Genomic DNA, 26,240 nt, shown 5'->3' with positions numbered 1-26,240 from the left:
CCCGTCCAATTGTGGAGCACCATGCTCCCAATATCCAGTGCACGATAAGGTTTTTCCAAGGCAAGCCGATGAATAGCGACAATTTTCTCCTCGCGGGCGAGTTGACCGGGCACGGGCATAGACTCGTTCAGCGCGTCTATTACGAGGACACGGATTTCTCCGGCCTCGTCTATCACGCCCGCTATCTCCATTTCCTCGAGCGCGGCCGCACCGACTATCTCCGCTGCCTCGGCTGCGAGCAGAGTGCTCTGCTGTCGGCGGATGAAGAAGGCCTCGTCTTCGTCGTTCACCGGATGGAGATCGATTTCAAGCAACCGGCACGGATGGACGATATCTTGACGATCACCACGGCGACGGAGAAGGCCGGCGGGGCCAAGATGGTGCTCAACCAGGAAATCCGTCGTGGTGACATTTTGTTGATCCAGGCCAAGGTGGTGATCGCCGTGATCAACAAGCATGGTCGGCCACGACGGCTGCCAGAAACGATCGCGGAGAAGTTTCTGGGGCATCCGGTCTGAGCGTCAGGCACTAAAAAGCCGGGGAGGGCGCAGTGAAGATCATCTGCCTGAATGGCTGGGGCGGCAAGCTGCACGGCGAGCTGATAGACTATGTCGTCCGTGAAGATCCGGATATCCTTTGCTTGCAGGAGGTGGTTCACACGCCTAAGACAACGAAGGACTGGCTTACCTACCGGGACGGAGATCACGTTCTCGCGCAGCGCGCCAACTTCTTCCGGGATGTGGCGGAGGCGTTGCCGGACCACTTTGCGCAGTTCTGCCAGTCGGCCCAAGGCGAGCTGTGGGACGGCGACGTCGAAATTCCTTCGCGATGGGGGCTGGCAACCTTCGTGCGCCACTCCCTGCCGATCATCGAGCAGGTGCAGGGCTTTGTGCATGGCGAATTCTCACCCCATAGCTATGGAGACCATCCCCGCCCGCGGTTAGCGCATGCGGTTCGTGTCTATGATTACGAACAGGACCGAAGCCTTTGCGTTGCCCATATGCACGGCCTCCGCGATCTTGCCGGAAAGATGGATACGCCGGCAAGATTGGCGCAGGCGCAAAGGCTTGCCACGCTTCTCCGCGGAATCGCCAAGCCGAATGAACCGATTGTTTTTTGCGGTGATTTCAACATCGAACCGGATAGCGAAACCTTCGCCGTTCTTGCCGATCTTGGCCTTCAAGATCTCGTGACCGCCCGCGGTTTCACCAGCACGCGCACCTCCCACTACCCAAAGGCGGGCCGATTCGCTGACTACATGTTGGTCAACAGTCTCGTTGAAGTGCTTCGCTTCGAGGTTGTGACCGATCCCGAAGTATCGGACCACTGTCCCTTGTTGCTGGAGATGTGAAAACGGCAAGCGGGCAACCGGCTGTATCCTCTGGCTTTTTCCCGGATAATCGCAAAGTTAGCGAGTCATCCCAACGGGATAGGCGCCGTCGTTGTAACACTTCCTTAACGATAATGATGTCTTACTAGACGGTGAGGAATTTGTGCAACGCACGCCTTCCTTTGACCAAATTTGAAAGCGAGAAGCCAAGCTGAAAACTCAGGACATCTTGGGGTTAGGGCAACGCTGATCGTGATCGAGAACAGTTTCGCGAGAGCGCGCTTTGGAACCCGCCCGGTCGTCAAGCCGGGCGTTTGGATTCGGGGATAGTGGATGGAACAGGCAGCTTTGGAAGCCGCGACGCACGACGTCAGCCTTTGGGCGTTGTTTATGCAGGCCGGATTGATCGTCAAACTGGTGATGATCGGCCTTATCGGCGCGTCGGTCTGGACCTGGGCGATCGTGATCGACAAGTATATGAACTTTGCGAAGGCGCGCCGCCAGTTCGACCAGTTCGAACAGGTCTTCTGGTCGGGCCAGTCGCTGGAAGAGCTCTATCGCACGCTTTCTGACCGGCAGAATAATGGCCTTGCCGCGATCTTCGTCGCCGCCATGCGCGAGTGGAAGAAGAGCTTCGAGCGCGGCGCCCGTTCGCCGATCGGCCTGCAGATGCGTATCGACCGCGCCATGGACGTGACGATGTCGCGTGAGGCCGAGACCTACGAGGCGCGCCTCGGTTCGCTTGCAACGATCGGCTCGGCCGGTCCGTTCATCGGTCTTTTCGGTACCGTCGTCGGCATCATGACCTCGTTCCAGGCGATCGCCGGTTCGCAGTCCACCAACCTTGCCGTCGTGGCACCGGGTATCGCCGAAGCGCTGCTCGCCACGGCGATCGGCCTCGTTGCCGCTATCCCGGCCGTCATGGCCTACAACAAGTTCACGGCCGACGCGGGCAAGCTGTCGGCGCGCATGGAAGGCTTTGCGGACGAGTTTTCCGCCATCCTGTCGCGCCAGATCGACGAGAAGCTGCAGCCCCGCCAGGCCGCGCAGTAACTTCGCGACGAAGGAGACACTCTCATGGGCATGTCTGCCGGAGGATCCAAGGCATCGGGCGGTCGCCGCGGGCGTCGCGGCCGGCGCGGCGGTGCCATCAGCGAAATCAACGTGACGCCGCTGGTCGACGTCATGCTCGTGCTGCTCATCATCTTCATGGTCGCCGCACCGATGATGACGGTCGGCGTGCCGGTCGACCTGCCGCAGACGCAGGCTTCCTCGCTGAATTCCGAAACTCAGCCGATCACCATCAGTGTCAATGCGAATGGCCAGATCCATCTGCAGGAAACGCCGATTGCGGCCGAAGAGATCGCCGCCAAGCTGCAGGCGATTTCGACGACGGGCTACAACGAGCGCATCTTCGTGCGTGCCGACACGACCTCCGCATACGGCGTGGTCGCTGATGTCATGGCGCGCATTCAGTCCGCCGGTTTCCGAAATATCGGCCTCGTGACCCAGCAGCGCCAGGGCGCGGCCGCATCTGCACCGCAGGGCGCACCCCAGGGCACACCAAAGAGCAACTGACCTAGATGAAGGCGAGCCTCACCACATCCGCGATCCTGCACGTAACGGCTCTCGCCTTTGCGCTCGTATCGCTTGGCTCGCCGGAACCGCTCGATGTCGCCAATACCGAGACGCTGCCGGTCGATCTCGTGCCGATCGAGGAATTCAGCCAGATCCAGCAGGGCGACAAGAATGCGCCGATGGCGGAGACGGCGGCACCCGTGCCGACCACGCGTCCCGACATCGTCGAGAACGCCCAGAACGTCGGCGACAACAAGGTGGACATCAAGGCGCCGCCGATGCCGACGGCGAAGCCGAGCGACAACAGAATCCGCAGCTGCCCCGCCGAAGCAGGAAAAGCCTGCGCCTGTCGTCGATACCAAGCCGACCGCTTCGACCGAAGTTGCCAAAGAAGACACGGCACCTCCGCCGCAGGAAGTCGCAGCGCTTCCGCAGCAGAAGCCCGACGTGACGCCGCCGACGCCAAAGCCTGAAGCTGCGCCCGAGCCGACCCCGGCCGAGCCCGAAGAGGCGATGCCGCTGCCGGACAGCGTGCCGCTGCCCGCCGCCAAGCCGAAGCCCGAACCGCCGAAGGAACAGGCCAAGCCCGCCGAGAAGCCGCCGGAAAAGAAACCGGAGCCGAAGGCTGCCGAGAAGCCGACCGACAAGAAGGTCGCCGACAAAAAGCAGGAAGTGGCAAAGACCGCCTCCTCGAAGGAAAGCGACTTCAACGCTGACGATATCGCCGCGCTGCTGAACAAGCAGGCGCCGGCGAATGGTGGTGCGAAGCGCTCGACCCAGACCGCATCTCTCGGCGGCAAGACCAATACCGGCGGTTCCAAGCTCAGCCAGAGCGAGATGGACGCGCTGCGTGGTCAGATCCAGAACAACTGGTCCTATATCGCCGGCATCGAGGGCGCCGAGGGTGTCGTCATCCGGGTGCAGATGAAGCTCGACCAGTCCGGCGCGATCGTCGGAGACCCCGAAGTTTCCTCCAGCGGCGGTTCGGACACGGCCCGCAGGACGCTGGAATCGAGCGCGCGGCGCGCAGTCCTGCGTTCCTCACCGTTCAAAAACCTTCCCGCCGACAAATATGACGCTTGGGGCGATGTCGTCGTGAACTTCACTCCAAGCGACCTGCTTTGAAAGGCCCAATCATGATCAGACGTAACTTCCTCGGCCTCATGATGGCATCTGCCAGCGCGGCTGCGTTCTCAAGCCCGGCAAATGCATTGGTCGAGCTCAATATCAGCAAGGGCAATGTCGAGCCGCTGCCGATCGCCATCACCGATTTCCTGTCGAACAACGAGCTCGGGCCGCAGATTTCCCAGGTAATCGCAGCCGACCTGCAGCGTTCCGGCCTTTTTGCTCCGGTCAACAAGGCGGCCTTTATCGAGAAGATCACCGACCCGAACCGGGCGCCGCGCTTCCAGGACTGGACGACGATCAACGCCCAGGCGCTCGTCGTCGGCCGCGTCAGCCGCGAAGGCGACGGCCGCCTGCGCGCCGAGTTCCGCCTGTGGGATACGTTTGCCGGCCAGCAGATGACCGGCCAGCAGTTCTTCACCCCGCCGGAAAACTGGCGTCGCCTGGCGCATATCATCGCCGACGCGATCTATGAGCGCATCACTGGTGAGAAGGGCTATTTCGATACCCGTGTCGTCTTCGTTTCCGAAAGCGGACCGAAGACCGCCCGCCAGCGCCAGCTCGCGATCATGGACCAGGACGGTTTCAACGTCCGCATGCTGACCAATACCAAGGACCTGGTCCTGACGCCGCGCTTCTCGCCGAGCCGTCAGGAAGTCACCTACATGTCCTTCGAGGGCAACCAGCCGCGCGTCTACCTGCTGCAGTTGGAGACCGGACAGCGCGAGGTGGTCGGCAACTTCCCGGGCATGACCTTCTCGCCGCGCTTCTCGCCGGATGGCCAGAAGGTGATCATGAGCCTTCAGCAGGAAGGTAATGCCAATATCTACACGATGGACCTGCGTTCGCGCACAACGACGCGCCTGACCTCGACGGCTGCGATCGATACGGCGCCGTGCTATTCGCCGGATGGCGCTCGGATCACGTTCGAAAGCGACCGTGGCGGCCGCCAGCAGATCTACGTCATGGGTGCGGACGGCTCCGGCCAGAACCGAATCTCCTTCGGCGACGGTTCCTATTCGACACCGGTCTGGTCACCTCGCGGCGATCTCATCGCCTTCACAAAACAGTCAGGCGGAAAGTTCTCGATCGGCGTGATGCGTCCGGACGGCTCCGGCGAACGCATCCTGACGACCGGCTTCCACAACGAAGGCCCGACCTGGGCGCCGAACGGTCGCGTGCTGATGTTCTTCCGTCAGAACGCCGGTGCCGGTGGTCCGCAGCTCTATTCGATCGATCTGACCGGCTATAACGAGCAGGCCATCAAGACCCCGGCCTATGGTTCCGACCCGGCCTGGTCGCCGCTGCTTGAGTGACGCATTGGCGCGGCACACGCGCGTCCGTGTGAACGATTGCAAACAAAGGTGAGGCGATTTCGCCTCCCTGCCGCCGCATTTCATTGAAAATGGGGCAGATACGGGACACCGGAATACTTTGTTAACCATAGCTGTTTGATGATGGTTAACCGAGTACGGTTAGAGTCTGGCAACTCTGAATATACTGACCTCAAGGAGAGACCGGCTATGAGCCGCACTGAAACCTCGGCGATGAGCCGCATGCAGCAGATCGCACGCAACCCCGCTATCATCGCCCTGACGATGGCTCTGGCACTTGCCGGTTGCGCCAACAAGAAGAACCTCCCGAACAATGCCGGCGATCTCGGCCTGAACGGCGCCGGTTCGGCAACGCCGGGCTCCAGCCAGGACTTCACGGTCAATGTCGGCGACCGCATCTTCTTCGACACCGATTCCACCTCGATCCGCGCCGACGCCCAGCAGACGCTTGACCGTCAGGCTCAGTGGCTTGCCCGCTACCCGAACTACGCGATCACGGTCGAAGGCCATGCCGACGAACGCGGCACCCGCGAATACAACCTTGCACTCGGCGCACGCCGCGCTGCCGCCACCAAGGAATACCTCGCTTCGCGCGGCGTTCCGGCAAACCGCATGAAGACGATCTCTTACGGCAAGGAACGTCCGGTCGCCGTCTGCGACGACATTTCCTGCTGGTCGCAGAATCGCCGCGCCGTTACCGTTCTCGGCGGCGCCGGCATGTAATTCGGCCCGAGCGGTTCGCCGCTCTCCGGATGACAATTCGTTAATAAAAGGTGGTCTTCGGGCCACCTTTTTTGTTTTTCCTTAGTTTGGCCCCGTTTCCCTAGATTTTGAATGACGGCTTGGTTGCTTTTTGGCGGCAGGTAATAAAAATCCGTCTCGCGTCATCCCGGCGCAAATCAGAAGAGCAGGACGAACGACATGAAGAAAATTGTCTTGGCAGCAATGCTGGGGCTGGCGGCAATGGCAGGACCCGCTGGGGCCTTCCAACTCTCATTGCCGAAACTCTTCCAGGGCGAGCAGAGCGCTCCGCAACAGCCACGAGCCGAACAGGGCGAAGTGATTCTGGCGCAGAGCAATGAAGCCGTCCGTGTCCAGCAGCTCCAGGAAGAAGTCCGGCAGCTCAACGGCCGGATCGAGGAAATGAGCTATCAGCTGCTGCAGATGCAGGAGCAACTGCGCAAGACGCAGGAAGATAACGAATTCCGCTTCCAGGATCTGGAAAAGAGGAAAAGAAGCGACTTGGGCGACACGGGCGGGCAACCGGCCGTGGCGTCCAACCGCCCCTCTTCTTCGTCCGAACCGTCCGCCAATGGCGGCGACGATATCAGCCGTATCATCGAGACGCCGTCAGATAATGGAAGCAACGGAGCAGGCCAGGGGGCAATGCCGCTCCCGCGCCCACCACGCTCGGCTCCATGGAATTCGACCAGAACGGCAATCCGGTCGGCGCCAACCGCAATGAGGGCGCGCGCAACTCCTCCGCGTTGCCTGGCGTCGACACCGGCTCGCCGCGTGCCGGCCAGGGCCGCGATCCGCAGCAGACGGCCTCGCTCGGCAGTGAGAGCGACGCCTACAAGATCGCCTATGACCATGTCCTGACGGGTGACTACGCGCTCGCGGAGACCGAGTTCTCGAGCTACATCTCGTCCTATCCGAAGAGCAATCGTCTGCCGGACGCCAACTTCTGGCTTGGTGAGGCGCAGTATTCCCAGGGCAAGTATAACGAGGCGGCCAAGACCTTCCTCAATGCGCACCAGACCTACGGCAAGTCGGCCAAGGCTCCGGAAATGCTTCTGAAACTCGGCATGTCGCTGGCTCAGCTGGACAACAAGGAGACGGCCTGCGCCACGATGCGGGAAGTTCCGCGTCGCTATCCGAGCGCCGCCAAGGCAGTGCTGAGCAAGGTCGCCACCGAGCAGAAGCGCCTCGGCTGCTGATCGGCGGGCTCGACGTGCCCGGCGATCTCCCGCAATTCAGGCCTCTCTTCGAAGCGGTAGACCATTTCCTCTCTTCACTTTTGCGCCCGACGACGCTTCTGGTTGCCGTTTCTGGCGGAAGCGATTCTGTCGGATTGCTGATCGCCCTCCATCAGGCGCTGTCTTCAAGGCCAGGAAATCAGCACAGGCTGGTCGCCGCGACGGTGGACCATGGGCTTCGTCCGGAAGCGGCCGATGAGGCGCTGGTTGTTGCCCGCCTCTGCGAAGAGCTTTCCATCCCACACCGGATCCTGCGATGGCAGGGTGACAAGCCCGAGAGCGGAATTTCCGCAGCGGCGCGGGAAGCGCGGTACCAACTGTTGCTCAAGGCAGCGGGGACATTCAACGCAGACGCCATCGTCACGGGCCATACTTTCGACGACCAGATGGAAACGGTTGCGATGCGGGCTACCCGCAAAAGCGATGATGGAAATCTCGGTTTGGCGGGCATGGCGGATGCCGTGCTGCTAGACCGCCGATGCTGGCTGCTGCGGCCCTTGCTTGCAACGAGACGCGAGGCCATACGCGATTTCCTGAGAGAGCAGGGCAGGGGATGGATAGACGATCCCAGCAATGTCGACCGGCATTATGAACGGGTGCGGGTCCGATCGTCTCTTCAGTCGGAAACGCTTCTATCGCCGGCTTCCATCCGTGAAGCGGGGCGCAGGCGGGCCCAGCTTTCCGCAGCAGCGGCGGATATTGCTCGCCGTTATCTACAGGTTCAACACGGCGTGCTGGCGCATCTGGGCCGTGATGTGTTGGCTGAGGAGGCGTCGGTCGTCCGTCACCTGCTCGGTACGCTTGCCGCGATCCTCGGCGGGCGATCCCATATGCCGGCGGCCAAGACTATGGACCGTGTCATGGCGGTTCTTTCGAACGGTCAGCCACTGGGTGGTCAACCGGATCGCATGACCGCAGGGCGGGTGATCTTCGATCTGAGACGGCAGGGCCTGTTCATACACCGCGAAGCGCGTGACCTGCTGTCAATGCATGTCGGGCCGGAAGAGTGTGCCCTCTGGGATAGTCGGTTCAGACTTGAGAATCGTGGCGGGCGGGAACTCATCGTGGGGCCGACGCCTGCGGATCGCGATCTGGCGCTGGCGATGTTCGAGGACGTGCCGCCAGCGATTGGGATGCGCGCGATGAGTACCTGTCCTCATCTGGAGGTTGCATCTTTGCCGGCTGGAACAATCGATAAAGCGAGTGTGATCGCCACGCCGGTGCTTGCGCCCTACGACCGTTTTTTGCCGCAGTTCGAGCTTATTCTTGGTCGCGAGCTTGGGGTTCTGTTCGGATGCGACGAATTTCCTGCCGCCCCGATTAAGGTTTTCGAACGGAAAAGCTAAACGGGAATGCCACCTTGCCTTGGCAAGGGCGTGACGCAACCTTATGTTATGGGCCAAGAAAGGTGGCCGCTTCATCGGCGGCCGTCGCAGTCCGGGGAGTTCGATGAACCCAAACTTTCGTAATTTTGCCCTCTGGGCTATCATAGCCCTGTTGCTGATCGCCTTGTTCAGCATGTTCCAGACGGCGCCCACGCAGACCAGTTCGCGAGACGTCCCGTATTCGCAGTTCCTCAAGGATGTGGATTCGGGTCGTGTGCGTGATGTTGTCGTCACGGGCAACCGTCTCATGGGCACCTATGCCGAGAATGGCCAAAACTTTCAGACCTATTCGCCTGTGATCGACGACTCGCTGATGTCGCGCCTGCAGGAGAAGAATGTCACGATCGTTGCGCGTCCGGAAACGGACGGTTCGTCCGGCTTCCTCAGCTATCTCGGCACGCTGCTGCCGATGCTGCTTATCCTCGGTGTCTGGCTGTTCTTCATGCGTCAGATGCAGGGCGGATCGCGCGGCGCCATGGGCTTCGGTAAGTCCAAGGCCAAGCTTCTCACCGAAGCGCATGGCCGCGTGACCTTCGAAGACGTCGCTGGCGTCGATGAAGCCAAGCAGGATCTGGAAGAAATCGTCGAATTCCTGCGCGACCCGCAGAAGTTCCAGAGGCTTGGCGGCCGTATTCCGCGCGGTGTGCTGCTTGTCGGCCCTCCGGGTACGGGTAAGACTTTGCTTGCCCGCTCGGTTGCCGGTGAAGCCAACGTGCCGTTCTTCACCATTTCCGGTTCGGACTTCGTCGAGATGTTCGTCGGTGTCGGTGCATCCCGTGTGCGCGACATGTTCGAGCAGGCCAAGAAGAATGCGCCCTGCATCATCTTCATCGACGAAATCGACGCCGTCGGCCGCCATCGTGGCGCCGGTCTCGGCGGCGGTAACGACGAACGTGAACAGACGCTCAACCAGCTGCTGGTCGAGATGGACGGTTTCGAGGCAAACGAAGGCATCATCCTGATCGCCGCCACCAACCGTCCCGACGTTCTCGACCCCGCACTGCTGCGTCCGGGCCGTTTCGACCGTCAGGTCGTCGTGCCGAACCCGGATATCGTCGGTCGCGAGCGCATCCTCAAGGTTCACGCCCGCAACGTTCCGCTGGCGCCGAATGTCGATCTGAAGACGCTCGCTCGTGGTACGCCCGGTTTCTCCGGTGCCGACCTGATGAACCTCGTCAACGAAGCTGCCCTGATGGCCGCGCGCCGTAACAAGCGCCTTGTAACCATGCAGGAATTCGAAGACGCCAAGGACAAGATCATGATGGGCGCGGAACGCCGCTCGTCCGCCATGACCGAAGCCGAAAAGAAGCTCACCGCCTATCACGAAGCCGGCCACGCCATCACGGCGCTCAAGGTCGCGGTTGCCGATCCGCTGCACAAGGCGACGATCATTCCGCGCGGCCGTGCGCTCGGCATGGTCATGCAGCTGCCGGAAGGCGACCGCTATTCCATGAGCTACAAGTGGATGGTGTCGCGCCTGACCATCATGATGGGCGGCCGTGTTGCCGAAGAACTGACCTTCGGCAAGGAGAACATCACCTCGGGTGCATCCTCGGATATCGAGCAGGCCACCAAGCTTGCCCGCGCCATGGTCACCCAGTGGGGCTTCTCCGATGTACTTGGCCAAGTCGCCTACGGTGAGAACCAGCAGGAAGTCTTCCTCGGGCACTCGGTTTCGCAGTCGAAGAACGTCTCCGAAGCGACCGCCCAGAAGATCGATACCGAGGTCCGTCGTCTGATCGATGAGGCCTATACGGAGGCTCGCCAGATCCTGACCGATTACCACGACCAGTTCGTGGCGATCGCCGAAGGTCTGCTGGAATACGAGACGCTGTCGGGCGAGGAAATCAAGGCACTGATCAAGGGTGAAAAGCCGTCGCGGGATCTTGGCGATGACTCTACGCCGAGCCGCGGTTCTGCCGTGCCGTCTACAGGCACCAAGAAGGATGAACCGAAGGGCGATGCCACCGAAGGCGGCATGGAGCCCCAGCCGCACTAAGCTCGGACATCGAATGACAGGATGACCGCCGTGGAGTGATCCACGGCGGTCATTTTATGTTAACGATGACTTATCCACTCACGGGATATGATAACCTTTGATGCTAATTGACGTGCTTGTGCCCCGCGCTTGTGGCATGAGCCTGAAATGCCCGTCCATCGATGACGCGGCAGCGGGATCTGAGCCTTAGCTCGACCTGCAGCGCGCCGGACGCGCGATAGAGAAGGAGCATACATGACACGCCGTTACTTCGGTACCGATGGTATCCGCGGACATTCGAACGTCTTCCCGATGACGCCCGATCTCGCCATGAAGGTGGGTATTGCAGTCGGCACGATCTTCCGCAACGGCAGCCATCGCCACCGCGTTGTCATCGGCAAGGACACACGCCTTTCCGGCTACATGCTGGAGAATGCCATGGTTGCAGGCTTCACCGCTGCCGGCCTCGACGTCTTCCTGCTCGGCCCGATTCCGACGCCGGCGGTCGCCATGCTTACGCGTTCCCTTCGCGCGGATGTCGGCGTGATGATCTCCGCATCGCACAATCCTTATGAGGATAACGGCATCAAGTTGTTCGGGCCCGACGGTTACAAGCTTTCCGACAATCTGGAGACCCAGATCGAGGATTTGCTCGACAAGGATATCTATGGACAGCTGGCGAAATCCGGCGAGATCGGCCGCGCCAAGCGCGTCGAGGGCGACATCTATCGTTATATCGAACATGCCAAGCGCACTTTGCCGCGCGACGTGACGCTGCACGGCCTGCGCGTCGCGATCGACTGCGCGAACGGCGCCGCCTACAAGGTTGCCCCGCTGGCTCTCTGGGAACTCGGCGCAGAGGTCGTAACGATCGGCAACGAGCCGAATGGTACCAACATCAATCTCGATTGCGGCTCCACTGCGCCGGAGCGGCTGCAGAAGAAGGTGCATGAAGTGCGCGCCGATATCGGCATTGCGCTCGATGGTGACGCCGACCGCGTCATCATCGTTGACGAGAACGGCGAGATCATCGACGGCGACCAGCTGATGGCCGTGATCGGCGAGAGCTTTGCCGATGACGGCAGGCTGACCGGCGGCGGCATCGTTGCGACCGTGATGTCCAACCTCGGCCTCGAACGCTTTCTTGGTGACAAGGGGCTGACGCTCGCCCGTACCAAGGTCGGCGACAGATATGTCGTCGAGCATATGCGCAACCATGACTTCAACGTCGGCGGCGAGCAGTCGGGCCATATCGTGCTTTCGGACTTCGGCACGACCGGCGACGGTCTTGTCGCCGCCCTGCAGATCCTGGCTCGCGTCAAACGTCTCGGTCGGCCGGTGAGCGAAATCTGCCGCCGCTTCGAACCGGTGCCGCAGCTCCTCAAGAATGTTCGCTTCTCTGGCGGCAAGCCGCTGGAAGAAGCCGTCGTGCTTCAGGCGATCGCCGATGCGGAAGCTGAACTTGGAACCAAGGGGCGCCTGGTTATTCGTCCGTCAGGCACGGAACCCCTGATCCGCGTGATGGCGGAAGGTGACGACCGGACGCAGGTCGAGAAGATCGTCAATGGCCTGGTTGATGTAATCGCGAATGTCCGCTCGGAAGCGGCCTAACCGCCAATATTCGAGATAATCCAATCGCGCACCGAGGTTCCTAGCGGAGCCTCGGTGCATCGCATTTCGGCTACGGCACACTCCCTTTCGAGCGTGGGACGCCCTGCAGGGCATTGTTTATGCTTGCTCGTAGTCGATGGCTGGTCGGGCGCATCGATCGAACTCATTCGACATTGTCGTGAATTCCAACAGAAAATTGGGGTGACAGATGTCCGATATCTCTATGTCGCAAAGCACGCTTTCAGGTCTTATCCTGAAGCTGCTTACGCCGTCGCCCGATGACGACGGTCGCGTGCCTTGGCCGTTCCGTCCGCGGGCTCTGGAGCGCGGCCCCGCTTCCGAGCCGCGAGATGCCGGGCCAGTCCCCTGGACGCCTCTGGACGGCCTCTCCGATGTGCTGGATCGGATCGTGCGGCTGGCCGATGTGGCGGATGCCGGCGGCTCCGCCGACAAGGCGGTTTCGACCGTCGAAAAGATCCTCACGCGATTTGTCGACGATCACTGTGAAACCCCATGGCGGAAATCTCCGCGACCGCCGCCGAAGCCGCGCGACCTGCTAATGATCGGTGCCTTGTTGGAGGTGCGCAGCGAGGATTTCCAGGGAGGCAGGCTGGGAAAGCTGCTGAGCAATGCTGCCGCAAGGTTTCTTGAGGTCGGGCTCAAACGTCTTTCGAAGGACAAGCAGAACTGACGATTGAGACGGTGGCCGTTATGGCCGCCACTCCCTGAATTTCCCGTCGAGCGCGCCATCGAGATAAAAGGCCGCACTGATCAGGGCGAGGTGTGTCAGCGCCTGCGGGAAGTTGCCGAGGAATTCGCCGCGCGGGTCGAATTCTTCCGCATAGAGCTGCAGGTGATTGCCGAAGAGCAGCAGCTTTTCCATGTTGATCTCTGCTTCCTGCAGGCGGCCGGCGCGGGCCAGGCATTCGACGAACCAGAAGGAGCAGGCGCCGAAGAAGCCTTCGCGACCGTCCAGTGCATCCTGCCATTTGTAACGCATGACAAGGCTGTCGTCGGCAAGCTCATCGGAGATTGCATCGAGCGTAGCCAGCCACTTGGGGTCTGTGGCACTGATGAAACGCACCAATGGCATCATCAGCATGGACGCATCGAGTTCCTCTCCGCCCTTGCTGTGGACGAAATGGCCGTGCTCCTCGTTCCAGAAATTCTCCCAGATGTCCTCGGTGATGGCGTTGCGCGTCTCGATCCAGCGGCCGAACGGCGCTGCGAGAGAGCGTTTCTGAGCCAGGCGGAGAGCGCGGTCGACGGCGACCCAGCACATGAGCCGCGAGTGGAGATGTTCCTGGGCTTCGCTGCGAGCCTCCCATATGCCGGCGTCCGGCTGTCGCCAGACCTCGCAGACATGATCGACGATGCGGCGTACACTCAGCCAGTTTTCGTGCGAGATGGAGCCGCCGTATTTGTTGCTGATGTAGACTGAATCCAGAAGCTCGCCGTAGATGTCGAGCTGAATCTGGTCTGTCGCATCATTGCCGATCCGGACAGGCTTGGCGCCTCCATAGCCTGAGAGATGATCAAGCGATTGTTCTCGTGCTACCTTGGTACCGTCGAGATTGTACATGATCTCGATATTGCCTTTCGAACGGTCAGTGCGTTCGGCGATCCAGCGCCCGAAGGCGTTCGCTTCTTCGAGATATCCAAGCCGCATCAGCGCATAGATCGAAAACGACGCGTCGCGGATCCAGGTGGCGCGGTAATCCCAGTTGCGTGGACCGCCCGGGGCTTCGGGAAGGCCGAAGGTGCCGGCCGCAGCGATAGAGCCATAGCCCGCTGAGGTCAGCATTTTCAACGCGAGCGCCGAGCGGGTGACCGCAGATCTCCAGCGGCCGCGATAGGTCGATTTCTTCGCCCAGCCCTGCCAGTATTCCGTGGTCTGGCGGATGATTGCGTCAACCTCCTCTCGCTTCGGCAGCTCCTGGTCATCGCAATCGAGAATGAAATCGCAGCTCTCACCGCTCTTCAAAGTGAAATGCGCGGTCGCGGCGCCATCGCGGTGTTTGAAGTCAACGGTGCTGGAGAGGCGAAAGGTGAAGTCGCCGCACTGGAAATGCGCGTTACCCTTCTTGATCGAAACTTTCGGCTTGCGACGTGCATAGTCAAAACGCGGCCAGCACTTGAGCTTGAAGCTGACTTCGCCTCGCGTGACGCTCACGCGGCGTATGAGGCGCGACGGATCCTTGTCGCTTTTGGGCACCGGCATGAGGTCGATGATCTCGGCGCTTTTGTGATTGCCCAGCCAGCGGGTCAGCAGCACGTTGCTTTCCGGCACGTACATTTGCAGACGCCGCGCTCCGTCGATCTGCGGGGTCAGTTCAAAGGCTCCGCCTTTTTTCGGGTCGAGCAGTGCGGCAAAGACGCTGGGGCTGTCGAAGTAAGGCCAGCAAAGATAGTCGATGGTGCAGTCCTTGGCGACAAGCGCGATGGTTTGCATGTTTCCGATCGCGCCATGTTCGGCGATGGGGCGGGGGGCGTCGACAGTTTCGACGATTGACTTGCCCGCATCGTCTCTGGAGTGCTTCAATACCAATCCCTCTCTTAGCGCCAATCCATAACAGGTGATGATCAACGCGAAATGAGAGGATCGGTTTCAGAAAACGACAAGATTGGGTGCCTTGAGCGGCTCAACGTTGCTGCGTTTTGTCTGTTCCAGTTCGTATATGACTGCCTGTTGTTTTTATGGTTAAGCGAGACTTAACCATTCTTGTTCATTCTCCATTCCAAAGAGGGCGGTCGCTTGCTTTGTCGCCGCATCCATGAGTTTGGAGAACTTATTATGAAGAAGCGCTTCGCAGTAACGATGGCCCTGATGGTGTCGACGGGCGTGGCCCAGGCGGCCGATCTTTATCAGCCTCAACCGATGATGGACGCGCCGGAGGTGACGATCCAGGAATCCAGCGGCTGGTATCTGCGCGGTGACGCGGGCTATTCGTTCAACCGCTTGCGCGGTGCCGAGTTCTTCCAGGGCTCGAATGACAGCCTCGTCGACTTCGACGATGTCGATCTGAAGGACAGCTTCATTCTCGGCGCCGGTGTCGGTTATCAGATCAACAACTATCTGCGCACCGACCTGACCTTCGACTATATGGGCAAGTCTGATTTTCGTGGCAGCACGAGCGGCTTCTGCCTGAATGGCGTCGACACCTGCACCTCATCCGACAGAGCGTCGATGCGGGCCTATTCTCTGATGGCCAACGTCTATGTCGATCTCGGCACCTATTCCTATTTCACGCCCTATGTCGGTGCCGGTTTCGGTGCCTCCTACGTCAAGTGGGACAAGCTGCGCAATCGCATCTGCGATGATCCGGACGTTGCTGGCTGCTACGGCGACAACCACGACGGCAAGGGCAAGTGGCGTGCAACCGCGGCGATCATGGCTGGTGCCACGATCGACGTTACCTGCAACCTGAAGGCCGATGTCGGCTATCGGTTCCGTTATATCGACGGCGGTGACATGTTCGGCTTTGCCTCCGGCGGCGGACCCGGCAAGGACAAGGGCATCTACAGCCACGAAGCTCGCGTCGGTGCCCGTTACCTGTTCAACGGCTGCGACACGCCTGTCGCCTACGAGCCGGCACCGGAACCGATCGTATACAAATAACCATAGTCACCCCAAGTCACCCATGAAGGCCGCCGCTCTGGCGGCCTTCTGCGTTCCGCGCACCTGCCTGTTAACGATAGATTAAAATCTGGCTACGAGCTTTTCCCGCAATCCGCTATGCATCCCCTGATGCCAGGGAGAAAATCATGTCGGATTTCTTTGCCATCTCTGTTTTCGATGACATTGATGAGCTGTCCTCGGAATGGCCGAGGGGCGGCGATGCCGCCGATGGTGTCTTCTTTTATCCGTTCCAGACCGTCACCTTCCTGAAGGCGTGGCTCGCCAGTTTCGGCCGATCCGGCGAGCGCAGCCTCCACTTCGTTGAAGTACGTGACAATTCCGGAAGGCCCTTGCTGTTCATTCCGCTTTGCATTTCGCGGCGAAAGGGTGCCCGGATACTCGAATTTATCGACGGGGATGCCGCCGACTACAACGCGCCGATCCTGTTTGCGAGCGATGTCGAGTGGAACGCGACGCGAGCAGAGCAGCTCTGGCGCGGTGTGACACAATCCTTGCCACCCTTCGATCTCGTGCAACTGGACAAGATGCCTGCTCACATCGACGGCATGATCAATCCGCTCGGCTTCTTGGGCGATCGGGCCTATGAGATTTCGTGTCACGGCAATGATCTGCGTCGACCCTGGGCTACGGTGGAAGCAGCAGTGCCGCAGCGCAAGACGCTGCTGCGCAAAAGCAGGCAGATCGACCGGATTGCACCATTGGCGTTCAAGATCGCCTCCGACGACAGTGAGCGGACGGAAGCCAACGCCGCATTTTTACGGCAGAAGCAGCAACGATCTCGAACAGACAATGGTGCCGGGCTTCGATACCGACGTCGACAAACTGGATTTCTTCCAGGATGGAACTGAGTTCTTTGCCCGAGAGGGCATGCTCGTCCTCTTCTACCTGAAGGCTGGAGACGAGATCATCGCCACCATATGGGGGTTGAAGGCCGGAAAACGCTATTACGCCATCATGCTGTCCTTCGAGACGGGTGAATGGGCGCGCTACTCGCCGGGCAGTGTCCTCTTCTACCAGACACTCCAGTGGCTTCATGCCAACGGCTATGAATGGATGGACCTTGGTATCGGCGATGAGGCCTGGAAGCTCGAAAGCTGCGAGACGATCTTTCCGCTTATGGCACGCAGCGAGCCGGTGACAGCGCGGGGACGGGCTTATCTACTACGAAACAAGGCGGTCGAGACAATTCGCTCGACGTCGCTGTGGCGCAGGTTGCGCCCGCTGAAGTGGATTATCCGTCGGCGGCTGAGACCGGCCAGCCTGCTTCTCGCGGGTGTTGCCATACTCCCAGAGGGCATCCGCACTGTTTCCGCCTGACCGAACGTTCAGGCTTTGCGCCACCAAAAAACTCCAGGTCTCGTCAAGACCCGCTTGACTGTGAAAGCGGACGCTTATATCCACGGCGGCGGGACACCTCTCCCCAACGAGAGGCTAATTACCTGGAAGGGTATACATATGGCCAATGGCACCGCGAAGCCGGACGTACGTCCGAATAATGCTCATTTTTCTTCTGGCCCCTGCTCGAAGCGCCCCGGTTGGTCGCTCGACGCTCTCTCCGATGCCCCGCTCGGTCGTTCGCACCGCGCCAAGGTTGGCAAGGACAAGCTCAAGCAGGCCATCGATCTCACCCGTGAAATTCTGAACGTACCGGCGGATTACCGCATCGGCATCGTTCCCGCGTCCGATACCGGCGCTGTCGAAATGGCGATGTGGTCGCTGCTCGGCGAGCGCGGCGTCGACATGGTCGCCTGGGAAAGCTTCGGTGCGGGCTGGGTCAACGATGTCGTCAAGCAGCTGAAGCTCAAGGACGTCCGCAAGATCGAGGCCGATTACGGCCTCCTGCCCGACCTTTCCACGATCGATTTCGATCGTGACGTGGTCTTCACCTGGAACGGCACCACCTCGGGCGTCCGCGTTCCCAACGCCGACTTCATCCCGGCCGACCGCAAGGGCCTGACCATCTGCGACGCGACCTCGGCCGCGTTCGCGCAGGACATGGACTTTTCGAAACTCGACGTCGTCACCTTCTCCTGGCAGAAAGTTCTGGGCGGCGAGGGTGGTCACGGCATGATCATTCTTTCCCCGCGTGCGGTCGAACGTCTCGAAAGCTACGTTCCGGCCTGGCCGCTGCCGAAGATCTTCCGCATGACCTCCGGCGGCAAGATCTCCGAAGGCATCTTCAAGGGCGAGACGATCAACACGCCCTCCATGCTCTGCGTCGAGGACTATATCGACGCGCTCAACTGGGCAAAGTCGATCGGCGGCCTCAAGGCTCTCATCGCTCGTGCCGACGCCAACGCCAAGGTCATCTTCGACTTCGTGGCTGCCAACGACTGGATCGCCAACCTGGCGCAGGTCGATGCGACGCGCTCCAACACTTCCGTCTGCCTGAAGATCGCCGACGCTGATGTCGCCGCTCTCGATGCCGACGCGCAGGCCGCCTTTGCCAAGGGCGTCACCGCCATCCTCGAAAAGGAAGGCGTTGCCCTCGACGTCGGCGCTTATCGTGATGCTCCGTCCGGTCTTCGTATATGGGCCGGCGCCACGATCGAAGAAGCCGACATGAAGGCTCTGATGCCGTGGCTCGCCTACGCGTTCGAAACGCAGAAGGCCGCGCTCAACAAGGCTGCCGCCTGATCGATTCCCGGTCCCGCAGAAGCGGGACCGCTCATCCCAGATCCAGAGACTGAACCCTTTATCAGGAGCCCAGACAATGGCACCTCGCGTACTCGTATCCGACGAACTGTCTGAAACCGCCGTCCAGATCTTCCGCGACCGCGGCGTCGAAGTCGATTTCCAGCCGAAGCTCGGCAAGGACAAGGACAAGCTCGCCGAAATCATCGGCAACTATGATGGTCTCGCCATCCGCTCGGCCACCAAGGCCACCGAAAAGCTGATCGCCGCCGCGACCGGCCTCAAGGTCATCGGCCGCGCCGGCATCGGCGTCGACAATGTTGATATCCCGGCTGCGTCGAAGCGCGGTATCATCGTTATGAACACGCCCTTCGGTAATTCGATCACCACCGCCGAACACGCCATCGCGCTGATGTTCGCCGTTGCCCGCCAGCTTCCGGCAGCCGATGCCTCGACACAGGCCGGCAAATGGGAAAAGTCGAAATTCATGGGTGTCGAAATCACCGGCAAGACGCTCGGCGTCATCGGCGCCGGCAATATCGGCGGCATCGTCTGCAAGAAGGCGATCGGCCTTGGCATGCATGTCATCGCCTATGATCCCTTCCTGTCGGCCGAACGCGCGCAGGAAATGGGCGTCGAAAAGGTCGAGCTGGAAGAGCTGCTGCCGCGTGCCGACTTCATCACGCTGCACGTGCCGATGACCGACAAGACGCGCGGCATCCTCGGCGCCGAAAACCTCGCCAAGACCAAGAAGGGCGTGCGCATCATCAACTGTGCCCGTGGCGGTCTGGTCGATGAAGAAGCCCTCGCCGAAGCCATCAAGTCCGGCCATGTCGCCGGTGCCGGTTTCGACGTGTTCGAGGTGGAGCCCGCCACCGAAAGCCCGCTCTTCGGCCTCGACAACGTCGTCTGCACGCCGCATCTCGGCGCGTCGACCACGGAAGCCCAGGAAAACGTCGCCCTGCAGGTCGCCGAGCAGATGTCGGACTATCTCGTCAAGGGTGCCGTCTCCAACGCCATCAACATGCCGTCGATCACTGCGGAAGAAGCGCCGATCCTGAAGCCGTTCATCCGTCTTGCGGACGTTCTCGGCGCATTCGTCGGCCAGGTTTCGGATGATCCGATCAAGGAGATCGAGATCCTGTTCGACGGCGCGACCGCCAACATGAACACCAAGGCGCTGACGTCGGCGCTGCTCGCGGGCCTGATCCGCAACCAGGTGGCCGACGTGAACATGGTTTCTGCCCCGATCATGATCAAGGAAAAGGGCATCGTGCTCTCCGAGGTCAAGCGCGACAAGACCGGCGTCTATGACGGCTATATCAAGCTGACGGTCACGACCGAAAAGCAGAGCCGCTCGGTTGCCGGTACTGTCTTCTCCGACGGCAAGCCGCGCTTCATCCAGATCAAGGGCATCAACATGGATGCCGATGTCGGCGCCAACATGGTCTATATCTCCAACACCGACGTTCCCGGCATGATCGGCTTCATGGGCACCACGCTCGGCGATGCCAAGGTCAATATCGCCAACTTCCAGCTCGGTCGCGAGAAGGACGGTGGCGACGCCATTGCTCTTCTCTATGTCGATGCGCCGGTGTCGCAGGAAGTTCTCGACAAGCTGACCGCCAACCCGGCGATCAAGCAGGCCCGTCCGCTGGTCTTCAACGTCGACTGAGACTTCGGGCTTTAGGAACTTACTGACCTCAGGCTCAACCAATAAAAGCAAAAATCCTCCCAGGGGTGACTAAGAAGAGCTCGACGCGTCAGCGTCGGGCCTTTTTCTTTTGCTCGCGACTATGTGATCGGGTGATGTTTCGAAACATCCTTTGGTTGTGTTTTTGCTTGTTGGCTCCCGTGATGAACTTATGTAGCTACTAGAACGGGAAAAAATTGCGGAGGCTCTAAAACTCTCCGCGGCTCTTCCCCATATGAGTGCAGAGACCGCATAGGGCGGCCACAGGAGATATTGATGTTATCCAAGCTTCGGCGTTTCCAGAAACTCTTCGCGATCGCGGCGATCGGAATGGCAGTTTCGCTAACAGCCGTCGATTTTGCGGAAGCGCGTCGCGCAGGCGGCGGTTCCAGCTTCGGCAGCCGCGGCACGCGCACATTCTCCGCTCCGCCGACAACGAACACGGCACCGGGCGCCGCAAATGGCATCCAGCGTTCGATGACGCCCAACACCCAGCAGAACGCCACCCGTCCTGCGACCGGCGCCGGCCAGCAGGCAGCTCAGCAGCGTCGTCCGGGCATGTTCGGCGGCATGTTTGGTGGTCTCCTCGGCGGTCTCGCCCTCGGTGGCCTGTTCGGCATGCTGATGGGCAACGGCTTTGGCGGCATGGCCGGCTTCATGGGCATGCTCCTCCAGATCCTGCTGATTGGTGGTCTCGCCATGTTGGCGTTCCGCTTCTTCGCGCGTCGCCAGCAGCAGACGGCTGGTCCGGCCGGTGGTCGTAACGGCTTTGGCTCGGGCAACAACCATGACCGCGACCAGAACCATGCATACGAGGCGCCCCAGCAGAATCAGGGCGGCGGCTTCCAGATCCCGAAGATCGGCTCGATGGGCGCAGGCGCGGCAGCAGGTGCGGGCTACAACGATGCCCCGCGTCAGGCTGGTGCCGATACGGACGAGATCGGTATTACCAACCGTGACCTTGGCCAGTTCGAGAAGCTGCTGACGGAAGTGCAGGGCGCCTATGGCGACGAGGACTATGCGAAGCTTCGCAGCCTCACGACGCCGGAAGCCATGTCCTATCTGGCCGAAGAGCTCGGTGAAAACGCCACCAACGGCGTGAAGAACGAGGTCAAGGACGTCAAGCTTCTGCAGGGCGACCTGTCGGAAGCATGGCGCGAAAACGGCCAGGAATACGCGACTGTCGCGATGCGCTACTCGTCAATCGACTTCCTGCGTGATCGCAACAGCGGCGACGTGGTCGAAGGTGATCCGAACAGTGAGACGGAGGCCGTCGAAATCTGGACCTTCGTGCGCAAGCCGGCCAATGACTGGAAGCTCTCGGCGATCCAGTCGGCGGCTTGAGGCACTTGGCTTAAATCTTCAGGAGCCCGACGGTGACATCGTCGTGCTCCCCCGGTAAAAAATCTCAAGGGCTCGCTCGAAAGGCGAGCCTTTTTCGCTGACTAGATGAAACAGCGTCATCGAGCTGCGGAACTTCATGTCGTCGACCGAACCGAGAATTTCATCGGCGCCGCGGCCCTCGTGAGCGAGCATCGCGGTCGTACATTCGGCAAGCCGCCAGCCGAGCAGGGGTGGGCGAGATAGGCGATTGCCTCGTCGCGGGAACGGATGGCAAAGCGCTGCGACATTTCCGATTTTCCGAGCCCGTCGAATTGCGGGAAGATATACCACATCCAGTGGCTGCGCTTCTGTCCGTCGCGCAGTTCCGCAATGACCTGATTGTAGATCGATGCCTGGGCGTCAACGAAACGCGTCAGGTCTACAGTCACGGTACGATCGATCATTAAATGCTCCTCACCCCAATTGCGGCATGAAGACGGAAAAAGATGATATTTTTGCGGCCGCTCTTTTCTATGCTGCAATGCACCCTAGCTGGGATGGAATGAACAACTTCATCGCAGAGTTTCGTCAATATACGGACTGGCTGCCGAATTGGATCGTCAGCATCGGACTTTTGGTTGCCGCCGTCCTCATCGGGCTGGCAATTCATCGGCTTACATTTCGCATTTTTACCCGCCTGGTTGAGAACAAGGATTTGTTCTGGCGCTCGGTGGTGTCGCGCGGACGTCGGCCGTTGCGGGTCGCGATACTGACCTTCACCCTGTCTGTTGCCGCCACCATCGCGCCGCTTGCGGCCAGGCCCGCGGAAATCATCCGCCATGTCCTGCTGATCGCGTTCATTCTTGTGCTCGGCTGGTCGGCAAAGGCCGCCCTGCATATCTGGATGACCGTCTACCTGCGCCGCTTCAAGCTGGATGCAGAAGATAACTTGCTGGCACGCGCCCACGTAACGCAGTCACGCATAGCTGAGCGGATCGCCGGCGCGATGATCGTTGTGATCACGATCGCAGCCATGCTGATGACTTTTCCGGCTGTCCAGCAATATGGCGTCAGCGTGCTCGCTTCCGCCGGTGTAGCCGGTATCGTGCTCGGTCTCGCGCTGCAGCCGATGCTGAAAAATATCTTTGCCGGCATCCAGCTTGCCATCACCCAGCCGATCCGTATCGACGATGCCCTGATCGTCGAGGAGAGTGGGGCAATGTCGAGGAAATCACCTCGACCTACGTGGTAGTGAAGCTGTGGGACTGGCGACGGATGATCCTGCCTCTGTCCTATTTCATCGAGAACCCCTTCCAGAACTGGACCCGTGAAGGCTCGGCGCTCATTGGAACGGTGATGATCTACCTCGACTACACCATCCCGGTATCCGTGATCCGCAAGAAAGTGGAGGAGATCGCGGCCGCCTCGAAAATATGGGACAGGCGCGTGGTCAATGTGCAGGTCACCGATTTCCGGGAAAGCGTGATGGAGATCCGCATTCTCGTCTCCGCCAACAATGCACCCAAGACTTTCGACATGCGGTGCGAGATGCGCGAGAAGCTGGTCGAATTCATCCAGATGGAATATCCGAACGCGCTGCCGAAGGTGAGGACGGATCGCCAGTTCGACGGCAACGGCGCCGCAGTTCTCGGCGCTGCCGCCCACGCTTCCCTTCAGTCCTGAGCGCCGATCAGGCGATCGCGGTGATCTCGAGTTCCTGGTCGCCGACGGTCACCACATCGCCAACGGCCTTGCCGTTCAGCTTGCGGGCGACCGGAGAGACATAGGAAATCGATCCCGCCTTGGGATCGGCCTCGTCTTCTCCGACGATGCGATAGGTCTGTACGCGGCCGTCATCGCGTTCGAAGGTGACGGTGCTGCCGAAGGCGACGACGTCGCTGGAGGTCGGGGCAGGGACGAGCTGCGCCGTACGGAGGCGTTCGGACAGGTAGCGCATGTCCCGCAACGGCCCCGCTGACTGCCGCCGCTTTTCATTGACATCTTCGATCGTCTGGGCGGCGGCATAGGCCTCGCGTGCTTCTTCCATCTGCCGCTCAAGCGCCTTCAGTCCGTCCTCGGTCACCAGGTTCAGATGTGGGGAGATCGGGCGATCCGGCAGCAGCGTTTCGGCTGCCGTTTCTGCGCTCTCTTCCTTGGTGAATGCGACACTCAATGTTCTGCTCCGTGATTCTCTGGCTCTTGAGATAGAGCGAGGCTGCGGGGAGCGCTATGGCGGCTGTTGCAGAACCCTGTCTCAATTCAAGTCTCCTCCATCCGTGATGGCGGATTTCGCGCGACGATTGCAAGAAGAAATATCTGCCTCAACGTAACGGATAGGTTATGTCCAGGTTTTTGAATGTAGACCTATAGAAATAATCCGAGTGACAATTACATTTTAAGATCAATACTTTAGTGTAAGATGCCGTAAACCATTCGTGGCTATTTTATTGCTGATCGAAATTGGTTCAACTTTCATGGCAGCGCACTCATCTCACTCAAGCGATAGAAAGATTATCGTCGTGAGCGTCGCCATCTTCATCTCACTTCTGATGTGGATGTGGCTCAGCCCACGCGGCTCGTTCTTTCTTGTCGTGGCGCAGCCCTTCGCATCCGAACAGACCGTTCTTTCGATTATCGGCAGGGCGGATGGCAACTACGTGGCGGGCGGCAGCCTGCCGTGGATCGCCATTGCCCAGTCCGATGCGCCTTCCTTTCCCGCTCAATTGAGGCGCGCCGGCGCGCTCCTCGTTCTCAACGCCAATCTCAAATCCATTTGCTCGCAGGAGATTTTTTAAATGAACGCGCTGGAGACCATTCGTCATAAGGCCTCGATGGGGATTGTTGCCCTGCTGTGGGTCAATGTCGCGCTCATCATTGCCCGCAATTTCTACCTGCCCGATGGCATGGATATCAGCGCACTCGTTGCGGCCGTGGTGATCGGCGCGATGGGAACACTGCTGTGGCTCAATGACCGGACCGGCGCGACCACTCGCGTCGTGACCTCAATGGCGCATGCTGCGCAAGTCGGCATTCTGGTCTTCCTGTTCTCCGGCTCTCCGCTGCAGATCGACATCCATATGTATTTCTTCGCAAACCTCGCCATGTGCGCGGTCTGGGTCGATCGTCGCGCCATTTTTGCCTATGCAAGCTTCGTCATCGTCCACCATCTCCTGCTGTTCCTCTTCGCTTCGGCTGCCGTCTTCCCCGGCCAGTCCACCTCCATGCGGGTCGTCCTGCATGCCGTCATCGTCATCGGCCAGACCGGCGTCCTGCTTGCCCTGATCAAGGCGCTGACGGACACACTCGTTTCCGCCCAGTCGGCGACCGACAAGGCGCAGGCTGCCCAGGCGGCGACCGACGAGATGTCGAAACAGGCCCGGGAGGCCGATCAGCGCATGGATGCCGACCGTCAGCGTGCCCGCAGCGAGGCGGAAGTTGCAGCTCAGAGCCGCCTGCGCCAGGCGACCGACGGTCTCGGCCGCGGTCTGCGCCAGCTCGCCAATGGTGATCTCACCGTTCAGTTGGACGAGCCGTTTTCGGAAGAATTCGAGGCGCTGCGCCATGACCTGAACGCCGCTGTCAGGCAGCTTCGCGAAACGCTCAATGCTGTCGCCGAATCCGTCACCGTCATCGATGACAGCAGCAAGGAATTGAGCCGCAGCGCCAACGATCTCGCACGGCGGACCGAGCAGCAGGCGGCAACGCTTGAGGAAACGGCGGCGTCACTTGGCACCGTCACCGGCAATATCCATGATGCGTCGAAGCGCACGCAGGACGCACGTGGCGTGGCGGCAGATGCCGCCAGCAGCACGGTCAACTCGGCCACCATCGTGGCAAGCGCGGTCGATGCGATGAGCAAGATCGAAGGCTCGTCCGCCCAGGTGTCCACCATTATCGGCGTAATCGACCAGATAGCCTTCCAGACCAACCTGCTTGCGCTCAATGCCGGTGTGGAAGCCGCGCGTGCGGGTGAAGCCGGCAAGGGCTTTGCCGTCGTTGCCCAGGAAGTCCGCGATCTTGCCCAGCGATCTGCCGATGCGGCGGGCCAGATCAAGGAACTGATCCGCCTTTCCGGTGTCGAGGTGGAAAACGGTGTCGGCCTCGTGCGCGAAACCGGCGATGCCCTGAAGACGATTGAGGGCTATATCGTCGACGTCAACCGCCACATGGAGATGATCGCCAGCACGACGCGGGAACAGTCCTCGGTGCTCGGCGAGGTCAATTCGGCGGTCGGCCAGATGGACAAGGCGACGCAGCAGAATGCCGCGATGGTAGAAGAGACCAGCGCTGCCGTCTCCCTGCTCACCGAGGAGACGACCAAGCTCTCGACGCTGATCGGCCGTTTCACGTTGGGCGGCCGACAGGCCGGTCGCGTATCGGAAACTTATTCCTACGGACAGGCGGCCTGACGGGCGCTTGCCTCCACAATAAATCATGATCATGTTGACGGCGGCGGGGAAACCTGCCGCCGCTCTTGTCTTCGGCTGCCGGCGTACTGCGTGACGATGTCTTGCGCTCTCCTTCATTCCTTTCTATATCCGGCGATAACCGAGCTCGCGTGCGGCCGATCCCGTTTGCCTGCCATTCCGTTTGCCGGAGCGATGCCTGAAGCAGAAGCGCCGGGTGAAGA

At 60.4% G+C, this 26,240-nt stretch carries 22 protein-coding genes and 3 pseudogenes; 22 read left to right on the top strand and 3 right to left on the bottom strand.

The genetic code is table 11. The features are described from left to right. Positions 1-68: 68 nt before the first annotated feature. The 12 genes and pseudogenes from ybgC (at position 69) to N7E02_RS08965 (ending at position 13,011) form a co-directional block, all read left to right on the top strand. Positions 69-518 carry a tol-pal system-associated acyl-CoA thioesterase gene (ybgC, locus tag N7E02_RS09020; protein WP_286584111.1) on the top strand — a complete coding sequence of 150 codons (450 nt, stop codon included), beginning with the start codon at positions 69-71 and terminating at the stop codon, positions 516-518. Positions 519-550: 32 nt separating this feature from the next. Next, complete coding sequence (locus N7E02_RS09015) at positions 551-1,351, top strand: endonuclease/exonuclease/phosphatase family protein (RefSeq protein ID WP_286581521.1); 801 nt, start codon at positions 551-553, stop codon at positions 1,349-1,351. Positions 1,352-1,663: 312 nt separating this feature from the next. Then, a complete protein-coding gene (gene tolQ, locus N7E02_RS09010; RefSeq protein ID WP_286581520.1) occupies positions 1,664-2,383 on the top strand; it encodes a protein TolQ in 720 nt (239 codons plus the stop codon). 24 nt (positions 2,384-2,407) lie between these two features. Then, positions 2,408-2,908, top strand: coding sequence for a protein TolR (gene tolR, locus N7E02_RS09005; protein WP_286581519.1), 501 nt, complete (start codon positions 2,408-2,410; stop codon positions 2,906-2,908). 5 nt (positions 2,909-2,913) lie between these two features. Beyond that, positions 2,914-4,033 (top strand): annotated as a pseudogene (gene tolA / locus N7E02_RS09000) (cell envelope integrity protein TolA). A gap of 11 nt (positions 4,034-4,044) precedes the next feature. After that, positions 4,045-5,349, top strand: a complete 1,305-nt coding sequence (gene tolB, locus N7E02_RS08995; protein WP_286581518.1) for a Tol-Pal system beta propeller repeat protein TolB — start codon at positions 4,045-4,047, stop codon at positions 5,347-5,349. A 207-nt stretch (positions 5,350-5,556) separates the two neighbouring features. Then, positions 5,557-6,090 carry a peptidoglycan-associated lipoprotein Pal gene (gene pal, locus N7E02_RS08990; protein WP_286581517.1) on the top strand — a complete coding sequence of 178 codons (534 nt, stop codon included), beginning with the start codon at positions 5,557-5,559 and terminating at the stop codon, positions 6,088-6,090. A 198-nt stretch (positions 6,091-6,288) separates the two neighbouring features. Next, a pseudogene (ybgF, locus tag N7E02_RS08985) lies at positions 6,289-7,307 on the top strand (tol-pal system protein YbgF). 14 nt (positions 7,308-7,321) lie between these two features. Beyond that, on the top strand, positions 7,322-8,692 hold the full coding sequence (gene tilS / locus N7E02_RS08980) for a tRNA lysidine(34) synthetase TilS (RefSeq protein ID WP_510185306.1): 1,371 nt from the start codon (positions 7,322-7,324) through the stop codon (positions 8,690-8,692). 103 nt (positions 8,693-8,795) lie between these two features. Further along, the gene (ftsH, locus tag N7E02_RS08975) at positions 8,796-10,730 is read left to right on the top strand and encodes an ATP-dependent zinc metalloprotease FtsH (protein WP_286581515.1); all 1,935 of its coding nucleotides are present in this window, start codon (positions 8,796-8,798) and stop codon (positions 10,728-10,730) included. Positions 10,731-10,964: 234 nt separating this feature from the next. Beyond that, positions 10,965-12,320, top strand: coding sequence for a phosphoglucosamine mutase (gene glmM, locus N7E02_RS08970; protein WP_286581514.1), 1,356 nt, complete (start codon positions 10,965-10,967; stop codon positions 12,318-12,320). Between the two features lie 208 nt (positions 12,321-12,528). Further along, a complete protein-coding gene (locus tag N7E02_RS08965; protein WP_286581513.1) occupies positions 12,529-13,011 on the top strand; it encodes a hypothetical protein in 483 nt (160 codons plus the stop codon). 18 nt (positions 13,012-13,029) lie between these two features. On the opposite strand, the gene N7E02_RS08960 is transcribed toward N7E02_RS08965, so the two are convergent. Continuing rightward, the gene (locus tag N7E02_RS08960; protein ID WP_286581512.1) at positions 13,030-14,862 is read right to left on the bottom strand and encodes a glycoside hydrolase family 15 protein; all 1,833 of its coding nucleotides are present in this window, start codon (positions 14,860-14,862) and stop codon (positions 13,030-13,032) included. A 252-nt stretch (positions 14,863-15,114) separates the two neighbouring features. Here N7E02_RS08960 and N7E02_RS08955 point away from each other — a divergent pair, with 252 nt between their 5' ends. The 6 genes from N7E02_RS08955 (at position 15,115) to N7E02_RS08930 (ending at position 21,631) form a co-directional block, all read left to right on the top strand. Next, positions 15,115-15,939, top strand: a complete 825-nt coding sequence (locus N7E02_RS08955; RefSeq protein WP_286581511.1) for an outer membrane protein — start codon at positions 15,115-15,117, stop codon at positions 15,937-15,939. A gap of 350 nt (positions 15,940-16,289) precedes the next feature. After that, the gene (locus N7E02_RS08950) at positions 16,290-16,808 is read left to right on the top strand and encodes a GNAT family N-acetyltransferase (protein ID WP_286581510.1); all 519 of its coding nucleotides are present in this window, start codon (positions 16,290-16,292) and stop codon (positions 16,806-16,808) included. Then, complete coding sequence (locus N7E02_RS08945; protein WP_286581509.1) at positions 16,750-17,277, top strand: GNAT family N-acetyltransferase; 528 nt, start codon at positions 16,750-16,752, stop codon at positions 17,275-17,277. Before N7E02_RS08950 ends, N7E02_RS08945 begins: the two co-directional genes overlap by 59 nt. Before the next feature lie 138 nt (positions 17,278-17,415). Then, complete coding sequence (locus tag N7E02_RS08940; protein ID WP_286581508.1) at positions 17,416-18,597, top strand: phosphoserine transaminase; 1,182 nt, start codon at positions 17,416-17,418, stop codon at positions 18,595-18,597. A 76-nt stretch (positions 18,598-18,673) separates the two neighbouring features. Then, the gene (gene serA, locus N7E02_RS08935) at positions 18,674-20,269 is read left to right on the top strand and encodes a phosphoglycerate dehydrogenase (protein ID WP_286581507.1); all 1,596 of its coding nucleotides are present in this window, start codon (positions 18,674-18,676) and stop codon (positions 20,267-20,269) included. A 294-nt stretch (positions 20,270-20,563) separates the two neighbouring features. Then, the gene (locus N7E02_RS08930; RefSeq protein WP_286581506.1) at positions 20,564-21,631 is read left to right on the top strand and encodes a Tim44 domain-containing protein; all 1,068 of its coding nucleotides are present in this window, start codon (positions 20,564-20,566) and stop codon (positions 21,629-21,631) included. An 18-nt stretch (positions 21,632-21,649) separates the two neighbouring features. Here N7E02_RS08930 and N7E02_RS08925 read toward each other — a convergent pair. Continuing rightward, a pseudogene (locus N7E02_RS08925) lies at positions 21,650-22,074 on the bottom strand (DUF1810 domain-containing protein). 26 nt (positions 22,075-22,100) lie between these two features. Between N7E02_RS08925 and N7E02_RS08920 the strand changes: the two are divergent. Next, a complete protein-coding gene (locus tag N7E02_RS08920) occupies positions 22,101-22,862 on the top strand; it encodes a mechanosensitive ion channel family protein (RefSeq protein WP_286581505.1) in 762 nt (253 codons plus the stop codon). After that, positions 22,856-23,293 carry a mechanosensitive ion channel gene (locus N7E02_RS08915; protein ID WP_286581504.1) on the top strand — a complete coding sequence of 146 codons (438 nt, stop codon included), beginning with the start codon at positions 22,856-22,858 and terminating at the stop codon, positions 23,291-23,293. The genes N7E02_RS08920 and N7E02_RS08915 overlap by 7 nt, the downstream gene beginning before the upstream one ends. 7 nt (positions 23,294-23,300) lie before the next feature. On the opposite strand, the gene greA is transcribed toward N7E02_RS08915, so the two are convergent. After that, positions 23,301-23,783: a transcription elongation factor GreA gene (gene greA / locus N7E02_RS08910; RefSeq protein ID WP_286581503.1), complete on the bottom strand. Its 483-nt coding sequence runs from the start codon at positions 23,781-23,783 to the stop codon at positions 23,301-23,303. 274 nt (positions 23,784-24,057) lie between these two features. Between greA and N7E02_RS08905 the strand changes: the two genes are divergently transcribed. Further along, the gene (locus N7E02_RS08905; RefSeq protein ID WP_286581502.1) at positions 24,058-24,405 is read left to right on the top strand and encodes a hypothetical protein; all 348 of its coding nucleotides are present in this window, start codon (positions 24,058-24,060) and stop codon (positions 24,403-24,405) included. Further along, the gene (locus N7E02_RS08900; protein ID WP_286581501.1) at positions 24,406-26,019 is read left to right on the top strand and encodes a methyl-accepting chemotaxis protein; all 1,614 of its coding nucleotides are present in this window, start codon (positions 24,406-24,408) and stop codon (positions 26,017-26,019) included. Positions 26,020-26,240: the final 221 nt, after the last annotated feature.

The sequence above is a fragment of the Terrirhizobium terrae genome (genome assembly GCF_030323265.1).
GTDB lineage: Bacteria > Pseudomonadota > Alphaproteobacteria > Rhizobiales > Rhizobiaceae > Neorhizobium.
This window is presented reverse-complemented; position numbering and strand designations above follow the sequence as displayed.

What these genes read in the sequence shown, in the direction of transcription:
- ybgC (WP_286584111.1), top strand. Translation starts at nt 69, where the DNA reads ATGAATAGCGACAATTTTCTCCTCGCGGGCGAGTTGACCGGGCACGGG.
- tolQ (WP_286581520.1), top strand. Translation starts at nt 1,664, where the DNA reads ATGGAACAGGCAGCTTTGGAAGCCGCGACGCACGACGTCAGCCTTTGG.
- tolR (WP_286581519.1), top strand. Translation starts at nt 2,408, where the DNA reads ATGGGCATGTCTGCCGGAGGATCCAAGGCATCGGGCGGTCGCCGCGGG.
- tolB (WP_286581518.1), top strand. Translation starts at nt 4,045, where the DNA reads ATGATCAGACGTAACTTCCTCGGCCTCATGATGGCATCTGCCAGCGCG.
- pal (WP_286581517.1), top strand. Translation starts at nt 5,557, where the DNA reads ATGAGCCGCACTGAAACCTCGGCGATGAGCCGCATGCAGCAGATCGCA.
- ftsH (WP_286581515.1), top strand. Translation starts at nt 8,796, where the DNA reads ATGAACCCAAACTTTCGTAATTTTGCCCTCTGGGCTATCATAGCCCTG.
- glmM (WP_286581514.1), top strand. Translation starts at nt 10,965, where the DNA reads ATGACACGCCGTTACTTCGGTACCGATGGTATCCGCGGACATTCGAAC.
- N7E02_RS08965 (WP_286581513.1), top strand. Translation starts at nt 12,529, where the DNA reads ATGTCCGATATCTCTATGTCGCAAAGCACGCTTTCAGGTCTTATCCTG.
- N7E02_RS08955 (WP_286581511.1), top strand. Translation starts at nt 15,115, where the DNA reads ATGAAGAAGCGCTTCGCAGTAACGATGGCCCTGATGGTGTCGACGGGC.
- N7E02_RS08945 (WP_286581509.1), top strand. Translation starts at nt 16,750, where the DNA reads ATGGTGCCGGGCTTCGATACCGACGTCGACAAACTGGATTTCTTCCAG.
- N7E02_RS08940 (WP_286581508.1), top strand. Translation starts at nt 17,416, where the DNA reads ATGGCCAATGGCACCGCGAAGCCGGACGTACGTCCGAATAATGCTCAT.
- serA (WP_286581507.1), top strand. Translation starts at nt 18,674, where the DNA reads ATGGCACCTCGCGTACTCGTATCCGACGAACTGTCTGAAACCGCCGTC.
- N7E02_RS08930 (WP_286581506.1), top strand. Translation starts at nt 20,564, where the DNA reads ATGTTATCCAAGCTTCGGCGTTTCCAGAAACTCTTCGCGATCGCGGCG.
- N7E02_RS08920 (WP_286581505.1), top strand. Translation starts at nt 22,101, where the DNA reads ATGAAGACGGAAAAAGATGATATTTTTGCGGCCGCTCTTTTCTATGCT.
- N7E02_RS08900 (WP_286581501.1), top strand. Translation starts at nt 24,406, where the DNA reads ATGAACGCGCTGGAGACCATTCGTCATAAGGCCTCGATGGGGATTGTT.